Origin of the sequence: Kibdelosporangium aridum, assembly GCF_900176515.1 — a bacterium.
GTDB classification, from domain to species: Bacteria; Actinomycetota; Actinomycetes; order Mycobacteriales; family Pseudonocardiaceae; genus Kibdelosporangium; species Kibdelosporangium aridum.
The window spans coordinates 11201-25275 of the sequence record NZ_FWXV01000019.1 but is presented as its reverse complement, the minus strand read 5'-3'; the positions used below and the strand labels follow the sequence as shown (position 1 = coordinate 25275).

Here is a 14075-nt window from a genome sequence, read left to right as displayed (position 1 = left end):
GTGGGGTCTGCTGGAATCGAACCAGCGTCCTCCGCCTGAGCAAGGCGGCGCGACGACCTCTGCGCTAAGACCCCGTGTGGCGCGGATCGGAGCCGGAATCGAACCGGCGTCCTCACGGATTGGAGTCCGCGCGCGACGACCTCTGCGCTACCCGATCCGCGCGGGCAGGGTAGCAGTTGTTCGAGGCAAGCCAGGGCCGGATTCGAACCGGCGTCTTCCCAGTTGCAGACGGGGCGCGACGACCTCTGCGCTACCTGGCTTGCACCGCGGACCCTACAGCGGGGTCACGTACGCCGAGCTGATGCCCCCGTCGACCAGGAAACTGGATGCTGTCATGTACGACGAGTCGTCGCTTGCCAGGAATGCCACCGCTGCCGCGATTTCCTCCGGCTCGGCGAATCGGCCCATCGGGACGTGCACCAAACGGCGCTGTGCGCGCTCGGAGTCCGAGGCGAACAGTTCCTTCAGCAACGGCGTGTTCACTGGGCCTGGGCACAGGGCGTTGATTCGGATGCCTTCGCGGGCGAACTGCACGCCGAGTTCCCGGGTCATCGACAGTACCGCGCCTTTCGAGGCGCTGTAGGAGATCTGCGAGGTTGCCGCGCCCATCACGGCCACAAAGGACGCCGTGTTGATGATCGAGCCCTTGCCTTGGCGCTGCATGTGTGGGATCGCCGCCTTGCAACAGAGGTAGACCGAGTTCACGTTCACGGTCTGCACCTTCTGCCACACGTCCGGCTCGGTGTTCAGAATGGACTCGTCCTCCGGCGGGGAGATGCCCGCGTTGTTGAAGGCGATGTCCAATGAGCCGTATGTGTCCACTGCGGACTGGAAGAGTGCTTCGACTTGTTCTCTGTCTGTCACGTCCGTCCGCACGAACAGGCCGTTCACCTCGTCGGCCGCCGCTTTGCCCGTCTGCACGTCGATGTCGGCGACGACGACTTTGGCGCCTTCGCTGGCCAGGCGCCGCACTGACGCAAGGCCGATGCCACTGCCGCCCCCGGTGACAACCGCGACCCGGTCCTGCAACCTCATTCAAGCTCCTCAGTCGTTGGCGATGAACACGTTCTTGGTCTCGGTGAACGCCGCCACGGCGTCCGGCCCGAGCTCCCGGCCAAGGCCGGACTGCTTGAAGCCGCCGAAAGGCGTCCAGTACCGCACCGACGAGTGGGAGTTGACCGACAGGTTGCCCGCTTCGACCCCGCGCGACACGCGCAGCGCGCGGCCGACGTCTCGCGTCCAGATCGAGCCGGACAGGCCGTACTCGGTGTCGTTGGCCAGCCGCAGTGCCTCTTCCTCGTCGTCGAACGGTAGCACGGCCACGACCGGGCCAAAGACCTCTTCGGTCACCGCCCGGTCCGAAGGCGACACCGGCGCGAGAACCGTTGGCGGGAACCAGAAACCCGGACCGGAAGGCGCTGAGCCACGAAACGCGACCGGAGCGTCACTGGGCACATAGGACGCCACGGACGACCGGTGCGCGGCCGAGATCAGCGGGCCCATTTCGGTCGCGTCAGAACTGGGATCGCCGACGACCACACCCTGCACAGCCGGTTCGAGCAGCTCCATGAACCGGTCGTACGCACTGCGCTGCACCAGGATCCGGGACCGCGCGCAGCAGTCCTGGCCGGCGTTGTCGAACACGCCGTACGGCGCGGTGGCCGCTGCCTTCTCCAGGTCGGCGTCGGCGAAGACGATGTTCGCGTTCTTGCCGCCGAGCTCCAGTGTCACCCGCTTCACCTGGCGTGCGCAGCCTGCCATGATCTGCTTGCCGACCTCGGTCGAGCCGGTGAACACGATCTTGCGCACCAGCGGGTGCTCAACGAACCGTTGCCCGACAACGGATCCCTTGCCCGGCAGGATCTGGAAGACGTCCTCGGGGATGCCCGCGTCCCTGGCCAGCTCGCCGATTCGAATGGCCGTCAACGGCGTCAGCTCAGCGGGTTTCAGCACAACCGTGTTGCCCGCGGCCAAAGCGGGCGCGAAGCCCCAGCCCGCGATCGGCATCGGGAAGTTCCACGGCACGATCACGCCCACCACGCCGAGCGGTTCGGCGAAGGTCATGTTCACGCCACCGGGCACCGGGATCTGCCTGCCGAACAAGCGCTCGGGCGCGGCCGAGTAGTACTGGATGACGTCCCGGACGTTGCCTGCTTCCCAGCGGGCGTTGCCGATCGTGTGGCCGGCGTTGCGGACTTCCAGCTGGGCCAGGTTCTCGATGTCGGCGTCCACAGCGGACGCGAACCGGCGCAGCAGCCGGGCCCGGTCGGCCGGAGCAAGCGCTCGCCAGGCTGGCCACGCGGCGTGTGCACGCTCGATCGCCGCGTCGGTCTCCTCGGCTGAGGTCAGCCGAACGGTCTCGACGATCTCTTCTGTGGCCGGGTTGATGACGTCGAACCCTGTGGTCACTGGGACTTCCTTTGAACGGCGGCCTGCACAAGGCCTTGGAACAGACGGACATCCGTGTGGTTTTCCTCCGGATGCCATTGCACACCGATGACAAAGCTGGCTTCGGCCAGTTCGACCGCCTCGACCGTGCCGTCCTGGGCCCAGCCGACGGCCGTCAGCCCGGAGCCGAGCTGGTCTATCGCCTGGTGGTGGTGACAGTGGACGATCGTGTGCTCGCCGACCAGGCTCGCGACGACGCTGCCGGGCGCGAGCTTGATGTCATTGGTGCCGAAGACCCCTGATGAAGGGTTGTGGCTGTTCGAACCGGCCACGTCGGGCACGTGCTGGTGCAGTGTGCCGCCCAACGCGATGTTGATCAGTTGCAGGCCCCGGCACACCCCGAGTACCGGGATGTCTGCTTCCAACGCGAGGTGGAACAGCCCGAATTCGGACGTATCCCGTTCCAGCCGCAGGGTTCCGGTGGCCGCGTGCGGTGCTTGGCCGTACCGGCTCGGGTCGATGTCCGCGCCACCGGAGAGCACCAAGGCGTCCAAATGCGACACGTGCTCCGGCAGCCAACGGCCCACCGGTGGCAGCATGACCGGCATCCCGCCAGCGGCCACAATGGAATCCAGATAGGACCTCATGAGCACCGCGGACGGCAGTTCCCACAAGCCGAACTTGGCCTGCTCCAAATAGGTCGTGATGCCGATCAACGGCACCCTAGAGCCGTTCGAAGCCACGCACTCTCTCCCAGTCCGTCACCGCGGCCTCGTACGCCGTGAGCTCGACCTGTGCCGCGTTGAGATAGTGATCGACCACTTCATCGCCGAACGCGGCCCGCGCCAGCTTGCTTTCGGCGAGCAGGTCGGCCGCGTCACGCAAAGTATGCGGCACGTGCGGCTTGTCGGAGTCGTACGCGTTGCCGGTGAGCACCGGCTCCAACGGCAGTTCGTTCTCGATGCCGTGCAGCCCGGCCGCGATCAAAGCGGAGACCGCCAGATACGGATTGACGTCACCACCTGGCACACGGTTCTCCACCCGCAGCGATGAACCGTGTCCAACGACGCGCAGCGCGCACGTCCGGTTGTCCTCACCCCACGCGACCGCGGTTGGCGCAAAGCTGCCAGGTACGAAACGCTTGTAGGAGTTGATGTTCGGCGCGAAGAAGTACGTGAACTCGCGCAGGCACGCCAGCTGCCCGGCCAGGAAGTGCTCCATCAGCTTGGAGAACCCGTGCTCGCCGTCGCCCGCCATGACAGCGTTACCGTCTTTGTCCCGCACGCTGATGTGGATGTGGCAGGAGTTGCCTTCACGCTCGTTGTACTTGGCCATGAATGTCAGGCTCTTGCCATGCGCCGCCGCGATCTCCTTGGCTCCGGTTTTGTAGATGCTGTGGTTGTCGCATGTGGCCAGCGCATTGGTGTACCGGAAGGCGATCTCGTGCTGCCCGGGGTTGCACTCCCCCTTGGCCGACTCGACGTAGAGCCCGGCACCGGTCATCTTGTTGCGGATGTCGCGCAGCAGCGGCTCAAGCCTGCCGGTGCCCAGCATCGAGTAGTCCACGTTGTACAGATTGGACGGTGTCAGGTCGCGGTAGGTCTTGTGCCACGCCTGTTCGTAGGTGTCGTCGAAGACGATGAACTCGAGCTCGGTGCCGACGAACGCCTCGAGCCCGCGTTCGGCCAGCCGGTCGAGCTGGCGGCGCAGGATCTGCCGTGGCGAAGGCGCGACCGGCCCTCCTTGCACCCATTCAAGATCAGCAAGCACCATCGCGGTGCCCTCATACCACGGGATGCGACGCAGCGTGCTCAAGTCCGGGCGCAACACGAAGTCGCCGTAGCCGCGGTCCCACGACGAGATCGCGTATCCGCCGACCGTGTTCATTTCCACGTCGACGGCCAGCAAATAGTTGCAGGCCTCGGTTGCGTGTGAGAGGACTTCCTCCATGAAGTACTCGGCCGAGCACCGCTTGCCCTGCAGCCGTCCCTGCATGTCGGTCATGGCCACCAGGACCGTGTCGATCTCCCCGGATTCGACGAGCTCGCGCAGCTGCTCGACGTTCAAGAGGCCTTCGGTGTGTCGCATCGGCACCCCTATCCAAAGGATCGCTCCCGATCCATTGCTGGTCATTGCTACCCGAGTGACAACCTGCATGTCAACGGCGCCACGTATACCGCTGACCGCAGTCTTGACACGAAGATGTAACCCGTATCACTCTTCCGGGCAACCAAAAGGACTGAAGCTAACCCATTAATCCGGCGTGTTGATCCCAGCGAGGGAGCACCGATGTCCAAGCAGTACGAGACAGTCGACCAGCAGTACATGGAGAAGCGCCAACTCAAACGCGGCGCGGCAGGCTGGGTGCTGCTCGCCGGGCTGGGCGTCTCCTACGTGATCTCCGGCGACTTCGCCGGCTGGAACTTCGGTCTGGCGCAGGGCGGCTGGGGCGGGTTGCTGATCGCGACCGTGCTGATGGCCGTCATGTACACCTGCATGGTCTTCGGCCTCGCCGAGATGGCCTCCGCCCTCCCGGTCGCGGGCGCGGGCTATGGCTTCGCCCGCCGAGCCCTCGGCCCGACGGGCGGGTTCCTGACCGGGATCGCGATCCTGATCGAATACGCCATCGCCCCAGCCGCCATCGCGGTGTTCATCGGCGGGTACGTCGAAGCGTTGGGACTGTTCGGGCTCACCAGCGGCTGGCCGGTGTTCCTGGTCTGCTACTTGATCTTCGTCGGCGCGCACCTGTGGGGTGTCGGCGAGGCGCTGCGGGCGATGTTCGTGATCACCGGGATCGCCACGGTCGCGCTGATCGCCTTCGTGATCGGGATGATCGGCAAGTTCGACGCGAACAAGCTGTTCGACATCCCGATGACCGACGCGATCGGCGCGAGTTCGTTCCTGCCGTTCGGGATCGCCGGTGCGCTGGCGGCACTGGTATACGGCATCTGGTTCTTCCTGGCCATCGAAGGTGTGCCACTCGCCGCCGAAGAGGCCCGCGCCCCCAAGCGGGACCTGCCGCGCGGGATCATCGCCGGAATGACCGTGCTGCTGCTGTTCGCCGCGTTGATCCTGGTCTTCGCGCCGGGCGGCGCGGGCTCGGCGGCATTGGCCGAGTCGAAGAACCCGTTGCCCGACGCGGTGCGCACCGCTTTCGGCGGCGACAACTTCCTCGCCCAGTTCGTCAACTACGTGGGTCTCGCCGGCCTGGTCGCGAGCTTCTTCTCGATCATCTACGCGTACTCGCGGCAGCTTTTCGCCCTGTCCCGGGCCGGGTACCTGCCGCGCTGGCTGTCGGTCACCGGGCGGCGCAAGACGCCGTACCTCGCGCTGATCGTGCCGGGCACGATCGGGTTCGTGCTGGCCGTGGTGATCCAGAACGGCGACAAGCTGATCAACATCGCGGTGTTCGGCGCGACAGTATCCTATGTGCTGCTCAACGTCTCGCACATCGTGCTGCGGATCCGTGAACCGAACCTCGAAAGGCCATATCGGACGCCCGGTGGTGTGATCACGACAGGCATCGCCGCGGTGCTCGCGGTCGCCGCCGTGATCGCGACGTTCTTCGTCGACGAGGTCGCTGCGGCGGTCACCGCGGGGATCATGGTCGTGGCGTTGGCATACTTCTGGTTCTACAGCCGGCACCACCTGGTGGCCAATGCTCCGGAAGAGGAGTTCGCCGCGATCGCCAGGGCGGAGCAGGAGCTGGAGTAGCTAGCGGGAGGTCAGCCATCAACGAGAGCCACATCGCGTTGCTGCGAGCTTTGCATGACGAGCACGCAGCAACGCTGTTGCGGTACGTGCTGCGCCTCACCGACGACGAACAACGCGCGCACGACGTCGTGCAGGAAGTGTTGCTGCGGGTGTCGAAGAAACCGGATCTGCTCGGCGATCACGACGTCGCGACCTCGCTGTACTCGGTGGCCCGTGAGGTCGTCGGCGCGGCGGACCCGGCGCTGGACTCGTGGCTGATCTCCGACGCACTGACCCAGCTGACCCCGGAACACCGCACCGTGATCATCCGTGCTTATTACATGGGACAATCGGTGTCGGACCTGGCCGCGGAGCTGGACGTGCCCGAAGGCACCATTCTTTCGCGGCTGCACTACGGACTACGCGCGTTGCGCCTCGCACTGCAGGAAAGAGGGGTGACCGGGCCGTGAAGTCCTACCGCGAATGGGACGCCGCGTACGTCCTCGGCTCGCTCTCCCCGGACGAGCGCCGCGAGTACGAAGAGCACATGGAGACCTGCGAGTCCTGCAAGACCCAGGTCACCGAGCTGTCCGGGATCCCGGCCATCCTGTCGATGCTGCCCCAGGAGCAGGCCGTACAGCTGCTGGATCCGCCGAAGCAGGACACGATGCCGACGTTGCTCGCCGCGGCTCGCAAATCCCGCCGGTGGACGCGCATCAGGATCGCCGCGGCGGTCGTCGCCGCGGCCGCTGTGAGCGCGGTGCTCACGGCCATCCTGCTGCCCAGCGACGAGCCTCCTCCTGTGGCCGCGAAAGCCGATGGCGTGACCGCGCAGCTGACGCAAACGATTCCCAGCCCGGTCACCGCGTCCGTGACGTTGGTCGAGGAACCGTGGGGCACGCGGATCGACGTGAAGTGTGAGTACGGCGGCGCGTCGGGCGGGCGCGCGTTGCCGTACACCCTCTACATCGTGGATGCGAACGGCGCCACGACGCGTGTCGGCAGCTGGAACGCTGGACCCGGCACGTCGATGACGCCAACGGCGACGACCGATGTGCCACGCAACCAGATCATGCGGATCGAGATCCGCCTGGCCACCAATGACAAGACGCTGCTGGAGGCGCGCTTCTGAGGTGCCCTGTGGACGGATGACGGAAAGCGCTTTCCACAAAGACCGACCAAGAATTTGCTCGGTGCGTTGAACACCAGGCGGTGCTGTCTCGTTCAGAACGAGTGACCCGACAGGCCCGTCTGAAAGGCGCATCCATCGTGACAGCACCGTTTCAGCTCTCCGTACCGCACGGACTGGCCCCCGCCGATCGGATCCTGTTCCAGCGCTTCGGATCCGGGGCGAGGGTCCCCGTGCGACATACCCGGATCCACCACGCCATCGAAGCTCAAGCCGCCAAGCACCCCGGCGCGATCGCCGTGGAACACCTCGGCGTTTGCCTGACATACCAAGAACTCGGCCAACGGGCCGAACGCCTTGCGGCTCACCTGGCCGAACTCGGCGTCCGTCCGGGCGATCAAGTCGGACTGTTCCTCACCCGTTCGGTCCACATGGTCGTCGGCATCCTCGCGATCCTCAAAGCCGGTGCGGCGTACGTGCCGCAAGACATCCGAATCACGCCACCGCACCACCTGCGGCACGTGATCCGCACGGCGGACATCCGCGTCATCTTGACCACGAGTGATCACGAAATCCCCGCAGGCCTTGGCGAAGTCGTCGCGATCGACACCGTTCCAGACGGTGTCACCGCACGAAGAGCCCGGCCCAGCGGCGATGCCGCCATGGTGATCTTCACGTCCGGCACCACAGGACAACCCAACGGCGTCACAGTGACCCACGCCAATCTGTGCAACGTCCTGCTCACCGAACCAGGGTCACTCGGCATCCGCCCGGGTGACCGGGTCGGCCAGCTGCTCAACATCGCCTTCGACATGGCCGCATGGGAAATACTGGGAACACTGGCACACGGCGGAACGCTGGTGATCCGCGGCCAGGACATCGAACAGACCGCGAAGACGTTGACCGTCATCATCAGCACGCCAAGCATACTGTCTACTTTGGATCGCTCGATGTGCGCGAACGTGCGCGCCGTCGCGGTCGCGGGAGAGCGCTGCCCGCGGTCACTGGCCGAGTCCTGGTCGGACGGCGTGGCATTCCACAACGCCTGCGGTCCGACCGAAGTCACCATCGTCAACACTGTTCAGCGCTATGACGGTACGCTGACGATCGGCCGGCCGGTCCCGAACACGACCGTCTACATCCTGGACGAAGACCTCCGGCCGTGCCGGATCGGCGAAATCGGCGAAATGTGGGCGGGCGGAGCCTGTGTGACGGCCGGATACATCGGAAACGACGCGCTCACAACCGAACGGTACCGCCCGGACCCATTCCTCGGGGGGAACAGCAGAATGTTCCGCACCCGGGATCTCGGCCGGTGGACGTCCGACGGTCAGCTGGAACACCACGGCAGGACCGACGACCAGGTGAAGGTCCGCGGGTTCCGAGTGGAACTGGACGCTGTCACGTCCGCGTTGGAGCTGACTCCCGGGTGTTCACGCGCATCCGCTGTGCTGCACGAGGATCGGCTCATCGGCTTCGTCAGCCCGGCGACCGTCCAGCCTGAGCTGGCCAGGCACACTGTCGAGCAACGCATGCCGTACTACTGCTCGCCGACGCTGATCGTGCCTGTGGACCGGCTGCCGATGACCGACCGTGGCAAGGTCGACCGGCGGGCATTGGTGTCTCGTTTGGACACCGTGGCATGACGAGTACCCAGATCACTCTCCCTGCACCCGGACGGTCGTTGCGCGCCAAGCTCAAGCGCCGCCCGTTCACCCACCACAACCGGCTCGCTGCCCTGGTCATCCTGCTCAACCTGGCGTGCATCCCGGTTGTGGACGCGTCTTCGATGGTGCTCGCCAACTTCGCCCTGGCCGTGCTGATCCGCCAGCAGTACGTGATCAACCTGCTGTTCCGGCTGGCGACGAGCGTGCCGAAACACTGGCCGTTGCGGATCCGGTGGACCGCGGGCAAGGTGTACCACTTCGGTGGCCTGCACGTCGGCGCCGCAGTCTGCGCGACCGCATGGTTTCCTTTCACCGCGCCGTCTCTCGCCTTGACGTGGTTGATCCTCGCGCTCCTTGTCGCGATGATCGTGCTCGCTCTGCCCTCGCTGCGCGCACGCCATCATGACTGGTTCGAGCGAGCACACCGCTTCGGCGGATGGACTGTCCTCGCACTGTTCGCACTGCACTCGGCGATGGCCGCCAGTTCGCCGAGTCTGTGGGTTCTCGCTGTCGTGGTGTTCAGCGTGGCGCTTCCGTGGCTGCGGCTGTGCCGGGTGCCGGTTCAGATCGTCCGCCCGTCACGGCACGTGGCACTCGTCTGGTTCGACTACGGCGTGACGCCGTTCGCCGGTTCGTCCACTTCGGTCAGCCGGAGTCCGTTGCTGGAATGGCATTCCTTCGCCAACGTCCCGACGCCGGGGCGGACCGGGTTCCGGCTGACGATCTCGCGCGCCGGTGACTGGACCGGGTCGCTGATCGACGATCTGCCGACTCATGTGTGGGTCAAGGGAATCCCGACCGCGGGTGTCGGCAACATCGACAAGCTGTTCGGCAAGGTGGTCTGGGTCGCGACCGGCAGCGGTATCGGCCCATGCCTGCCGCACCTGTTGTCCGGCGACACCCCCTCGCTGCTTGTCTGGTCGACTCGCAACCCTCGCGCCACCTACGGCGACGCATTGGTCGACGAAATCCTTGGTGTACAACCAGACGCGATCATCTGGGACACCGACGCCGACGGAAAACCGGATCTCATCGCACTGACCTATCAAGCGTATGTGCAGTCCGGGGCCGAGGCCGTCATCTGCATCTCCAACAAGAAGACCACTTGGCATGTCGTCGAGGAGCTGGAAACCCGTGGTATTCCAGCGTTCGGCGCCATCTGGGACTCATGAGGTGACCACAGTGTCCATATCGGACTACGAAACCCTGCACGTCGAGGACTCCGACGACTTCGTGACACTGACCGTGACACGCCCATCGGCCCGCAACGCACTGTCCCATCAGGTGCTGACCGAGTTGAAAGACTTCCTCAGCACGGCCGCGAAGCCGATGATCCTGACCGGCGCGCCAGGACCGGCGTTCGTCGCCGGTGCCGACATCCGCGAGATGGCGGCGATGAGCCCGGACGAGGGTGAACAGTTCGGCAGGCTCGGCCAGGACGTGATGAACCTGCTGGAAGCCGTGCCCGCGCCGGTCATCGCATGCGTGGACGGGTACGCCCTCGGCGGCGGATGTGAACTGGCGATGGCGTGCGACTTCATCTACGCGACTTCGAAGGCCGTGTTCGGCCAGCCAGAGGTGCTGCTCGGACTCATCCCCGGCTTCGGCGGCTGTGTGCGGTTGCAGCAGTTGGTCGGTCCCGGCCGGGCGCGGGAGTTGATCTACTCCGGCCGCAAGGTGGACGCCGAGGAGGCACGGCGGATCGGGCTGGTCAACGAGGTCTTCGACAGCAGGGAGGACATGCTCGCCGCTGCCCGGCGCAGCCTCGGCACGATCGCCGCGAACTCTCCTGCCGCCGTGGCCCTGTGCAAGGCCACGGTCAACTCCGCACGCGGCCAGGAGGTCCGTGCAGGATTGAGCATCGAGCTGGCGTCGTTCCGGCGGACGTTCACCACACGGGACATGATTGAAGGCACCACGGCGTTCCTGGCCAAGCGCAAGCCAGTCTTCCGCCGTGTCTAGGGGGTGTGTCATCAACGAGAGCCATACGGCGCTGCTGCGTGCTTTGCACGACGAGCACGCAGCGCCGCTCCTGCGTTACGTATTACGGCTCACCGGCGATGACCAGCTCGCCGAGGACGTCGTGCAGGAAACGCTGTTACGCGCATGGAAGAACCCGGACATCCTGGCGCAGGGCATCACGGCCGCACGGGCGTGGCTTTACAAGGTGGCACGTAACGTCGTCATCGACGACCGCCGCAGTGCTCGCGCCCGGCGTGAGATCGGTCTGGAGGTCGTGCCCGAACGTGCCCGCTCCGACCCAACGGAGTCGGCGTTGGACACCTGGCTGGTCGCCGACGCGCTCAGCCAGCTGACACCGGAACACCGCACGGTGATCGTCCGTGCGTACTACATGGGACAGTCAGTGGCCGAACTGGCCGAACTGCTTGAGGTTCCGCCGGGCACAGTGCGCTCGCGGCTGCACTACGGCCTGCGTGCGCTGCGCCTCGCCCTGCAAGAGAGAGGAGTGACCGGGCATTGAACCTCCCGACGGACGCGTACCGCGACTGGGACGTCGCCTATGTACTGGGTTCGCTCTCTCCGTCCGAGCGGAAGAACTACGAGCGGCATCTGCGCACCTGCCCGTCCTGCTCAGCCGATGTCGCCGCACTCGCCGGCCTGCCCGGCATCTTGTCCGCTGTCCCCCGGGACCAAGCCACCGAAATGCTCGCCGAACACGGCCCTGCCGCCTGCACGTCCTGCCGCCGGGCCCGAACCCGGACCGCGGCGGCCCTCATCGCCGCTGCCCTGCTCGCCCTCGTGAGTGTTTTGGCCGGCTCCAGCCGTCCAAAACACTCACGAGCAGCTACCTGCGGCGATGGGCGAACGCGGTGGGTTTGTCGTCCCATGGCGCGTCGGCCGGACGCGGTGTCGCCTGGCCGCCAAGGACCGCTTGAGCGGCGAGCAGGCCTGCCACGGTCGAGGCGTTGACGATCTCGCCGCTGAAGACCTTGGCGACAGCGTCGGCCATCGGGATGCGCTCAACGACGATGTCCGCTTCTTCGTCGCCCTCCGGCTCCGTGCGGTTGGCCTCGGTCAGCCCACGGGCCAGGAAGACCCGCACGACCTCGTCGGTGAAGCCTGGCGATGCGGCGACGTCCACGAGCACCGACCACTCGGACGCGGACAGGTTGGCCTCTTCCTCCAGCTCACGCGCGGCGGTCGTGGCAGGGCTCTCGCCTTCGACGTCCAGCAGGCCAGCGGGCAGTTCCCACAGCCTGCGGCCGACCGGGTGGCGGTACTGATGGATCAGCACCACCTTGCCGTCTTCGTCCAGCGCCACAACGGCGACAGCGCCGAGGTGCTCGACGACCTCGCGCATCGCCGTGCCGCCACCGGGCATGCGGACCTCGTCCATCCGCAGGCCGACCACCCTGCCGATATGGATGTCCTTTGTGGACACCACGTCGAACGCGTGCCGTTCGGTCACGAGACGACGCTCACGACGTGGTTGCTTTCCGGCAGCTCCACAGGCAGCCGGTCGGCGGTGCGGTACGCCAGCGCCGCCTTGACGAAGCCGGAGAACAACGGGTGCGGGCGCGTCGGGCGGCTCTTGAGCTCCGGGTGCGCCTGCGTGCCGACGTAGAACGGGTGCTTGTCGGCAGGCAGCTCGACGAACTCGACCAGGTGCCCGTCCGGCGAGATGCCGGAGAAGACCAGGCCAGCCTCAGACAAACGCTTGCGGTAGGCGTTGTTGACCTCGTAGCGGTGCCTGTGCCGCTCGGAAACGCTTGTGGAGCCGTACGAGTTGGCCACGACCGAACCGGCGGTCAGCGCGGCCGGGTAGGCGCCAAGCCGCATCGTGCCGCCCATGTCGCGCTCACCCGCGACGACGTCTTCCTGGTCGGCCATCGTGGAGATGACCGGGTGCTCGGTGTTCTCGTCGAACTCCGCGGAGTTCGCGCCCGTCAGCCCGGCCAGGTTGCGGGCCACGTCGATCACCATGCACTGCAGGCCGAGGCACAGTCCGAGCAGCGGGATCTTGCGGTCACGGGCGAAGCTGATCGCACCGAGCTTGCCTTCGATGCCCCGCACACCGAACCCGCCGGGGATCAGCACACCATCCACACCGGACAACGCGTGCGCCGCACCGGACGGCGTCTCACAGGAGTCCGAGGCGACCCAGACGATCTCGACCTTGGCGCGGTTGGCGAACCCACCGGCCCGCAACGCCTCGGTGACCGACAGGTACGCGTCCGGCAGGTCGACGTACTTGCCGACGACCGCGATCCGCACGGTCTCCTTCGGGTTGTGCACACGGCCCAGCAGGTCGCCCCACACGGCCCAGTCGACGTCACGGAACGGCAGGCCAAGGCGGCGGACCACGTAGGCGTCCAAGCCCTCGCTGTGCAGCACTCGCGGGATGTCGTAGATGGACGGCGCGTCCGGCGCGGCCACGACCGCGTCGGTGTCCACATCGCACATCAGGGCGATCTTGCGCTTCAACGAGTCCGGGATCTCCCGGTCGGCGCGGCAGACGATCGCGTCCGGCTGGATACCGATGTTGCGCAGGGCGGCGACGGAGTGCTGCGTCGGCTTGGTCTTCAGCTCACCGGACGGCGCCAGGTAGGGCACCAACGAGACGTGCAGGAAGAAGCAGTTGTCGCGGCCCACGTCGTGCCGGACCTGACGGCAGGCCTCCAGGAACGGCAGTGACTCGATGTCGCCGACCGTGCCGCCGACCTCGGTGATGACCACGTCCGGCACGACACCGTTGGCGTCGGGCAGGGCCATGGCCTGGATACGGGATTTGATCTCGTCGGTGATGTGCGGGATGACCTGCACCGTGTCGCCCAGGTACTCGCCGCGCCGTTCCTTGGCGATGACGGTCGAGTACACCTGGCCGGTGGTCACGTTGGCCGTGCCGCTCAGGTCGCGGTCAAGGAACCGCTCGTAGTGCCCGATGTCCAGGTCGGTCTCCGCGCCGTCCTCGGTCACGAACACCTCGCCGTGCTGGAAGGGATTCATCGTGCCGGGGTCGACGTTGAGATACGGGTCGAGCTTCTGCATCGTGACCCGCAGACCGCGAGACGTCAGCAGTTGACCGAGACTGGAAGCGGTGAGTCCCTTACCCAGGGAGGAGGCGACGCCTCCCGTCACGAAAACGTGCTTTGTCGTCCGCGCTTGAGGCAGCCGCCTACTGTTTTCCACGGGGCTCCACGGTAACACCTTCTTGCCGTCCAGTGGGGAACAGGGTA

At 66.1% G+C, this 14075-nt stretch carries 13 protein-coding genes, 3 tRNA genes and 1 pseudogene; 8 read left to right on the top strand and 9 right to left on the bottom strand.

Going from position 1 to position 14075, the window contains the following annotated elements; all coding sequences use genetic code 11:
* Window position 1: 1 nt before the first annotated feature.
* From B9C43_RS51940 to B9C43_RS51910, 7 genes are all read right to left on the bottom strand, one after another.
* Window positions 2-74, bottom strand: a tRNA-Ser gene (locus B9C43_RS51940).
* Window positions 75-82: 8 nt separating this feature from the next.
* A tRNA-OTHER gene (locus B9C43_RS51935) sits at window positions 83-158 on the bottom strand.
* A gap of 29 nt (window positions 159-187) precedes the next feature.
* Window positions 188-260 (bottom strand) — tRNA-OTHER (locus tag B9C43_RS51930).
* 13 nt (window positions 261-273) lie between these two features.
* Window positions 274-1035: a 3-oxoacyl-ACP reductase gene (locus B9C43_RS51925; protein ID WP_084434629.1), complete on the bottom strand. Its 762-nt coding sequence runs from the start codon at window positions 1033-1035 to the stop codon at window positions 274-276.
* 9 nt (window positions 1036-1044) lie between these two features.
* Window positions 1045-2409, bottom strand: coding sequence for an aldehyde dehydrogenase family protein (locus B9C43_RS51920; protein ID WP_143447211.1), 1365 nt, complete (start codon window positions 2407-2409; stop codon window positions 1045-1047).
* Window positions 2406-3131, bottom strand: a complete 726-nt coding sequence (locus B9C43_RS51915) for a gamma-glutamyl-gamma-aminobutyrate hydrolase family protein (protein ID WP_084434627.1) — start codon at window positions 3129-3131, stop codon at window positions 2406-2408. The genes B9C43_RS51920 and B9C43_RS51915 overlap by 4 nt, the downstream gene beginning before the upstream one ends.
* Entirely contained in the window at window positions 3112-4476 is a 1365-nt protein-coding gene (locus B9C43_RS51910; RefSeq protein WP_084434626.1) for a glutamine synthetase family protein, read from the bottom strand. The genes B9C43_RS51915 and B9C43_RS51910 overlap by 20 nt, the downstream gene beginning before the upstream one ends.
* Window positions 4477-4677: 201 nt before the next feature.
* On the opposite strand from B9C43_RS51910, the gene eat reads away from it, so the two are divergent.
* The 8 genes and pseudogenes from eat to B9C43_RS60325 all read left to right on the top strand — a co-directional run.
* Window positions 4678-6102, top strand: coding sequence for an ethanolamine permease (eat, locus tag B9C43_RS51905; RefSeq protein ID WP_084434625.1), 1425 nt, complete (start codon window positions 4678-4680; stop codon window positions 6100-6102).
* 38 nt (window positions 6103-6140) lie between these two features.
* The gene (locus B9C43_RS51900; protein WP_327225405.1) at window positions 6141-6551 is read left to right on the top strand and encodes a sigma factor-like helix-turn-helix DNA-binding protein; all 411 of its coding nucleotides are present in this window, start codon (window positions 6141-6143) and stop codon (window positions 6549-6551) included.
* Entirely contained in the window at window positions 6548-7213 is a 666-nt protein-coding gene (locus tag B9C43_RS51895; RefSeq protein WP_160097347.1) for an anti-sigma factor family protein, read from the top strand. The genes B9C43_RS51900 and B9C43_RS51895 overlap by 4 nt, the downstream gene beginning before the upstream one ends.
* A gap of 137 nt (window positions 7214-7350) precedes the next feature.
* Window positions 7351-8856 carry an amino acid adenylation domain-containing protein gene (locus tag B9C43_RS51890; RefSeq protein WP_084434678.1) on the top strand — a complete coding sequence of 502 codons (1506 nt, stop codon included), beginning with the start codon at window positions 7351-7353 and terminating at the stop codon, window positions 8854-8856.
* A complete protein-coding gene (locus B9C43_RS51885; RefSeq protein ID WP_084434623.1) occupies window positions 8853-10049 on the top strand; it encodes a ferredoxin reductase domain-containing protein in 1197 nt (398 codons plus the stop codon). The genes B9C43_RS51890 and B9C43_RS51885 overlap by 4 nt, the downstream gene beginning before the upstream one ends.
* Before the next feature lie 10 nt (window positions 10050-10059).
* Entirely contained in the window at window positions 10060-10839 is a 780-nt protein-coding gene (locus B9C43_RS51880; protein WP_235039344.1) for an enoyl-CoA hydratase/isomerase family protein, read from the top strand.
* A complete protein-coding gene (locus tag B9C43_RS51875) occupies window positions 10832-11359 on the top strand; it encodes a sigma-70 family RNA polymerase sigma factor (protein ID WP_235039343.1) in 528 nt (175 codons plus the stop codon). The genes B9C43_RS51880 and B9C43_RS51875 overlap by 8 nt, the downstream gene beginning before the upstream one ends.
* Window positions 11356-11460 (top strand): annotated as a pseudogene (locus tag B9C43_RS60325) (hypothetical protein); the annotation flags it as partial. The gene B9C43_RS51875 and the pseudogene B9C43_RS60325, both read left to right, overlap by 4 nt.
* 223 nt (window positions 11461-11683) lie before the next feature.
* On the opposite strand, the gene B9C43_RS51865 reads toward B9C43_RS60325, so the two are convergent.
* Window positions 11684-12307 carry an NUDIX domain-containing protein gene (locus B9C43_RS51865; RefSeq protein ID WP_033387635.1) on the bottom strand — a complete coding sequence of 208 codons (624 nt, stop codon included), beginning with the start codon at window positions 12305-12307 and terminating at the stop codon, window positions 11684-11686.
* Window positions 12304-14010, bottom strand: coding sequence for a CTP synthase (locus tag B9C43_RS51860; protein WP_084434677.1), 1707 nt, complete (start codon window positions 14008-14010; stop codon window positions 12304-12306). Before B9C43_RS51860 ends, B9C43_RS51865 begins: the two co-directional genes overlap by 4 nt.
* Window positions 14011-14075: the final 65 nt, after the last annotated feature.

Excerpts from the sequence above, each read along its gene's own strand:
- B9C43_RS51925 (WP_084434629.1), bottom strand. The coding sequence starts at position 1,035 with ATGAGGTTGCAGGACCGGGTCGCGGTTGTCACCGGGGGCGGCAGTGGC.
- B9C43_RS51910 (WP_084434626.1), bottom strand. The coding sequence starts at position 4,476 with ATGCGACACACCGAAGGCCTCTTGAACGTCGAGCAGCTGCGCGAGCTC.
- eat (WP_084434625.1), top strand. The coding sequence starts at position 4,678 with ATGTCCAAGCAGTACGAGACAGTCGACCAGCAGTACATGGAGAAGCGC.
- B9C43_RS51885 (WP_084434623.1), top strand. The coding sequence starts at position 8,853 with ATGACGAGTACCCAGATCACTCTCCCTGCACCCGGACGGTCGTTGCGC.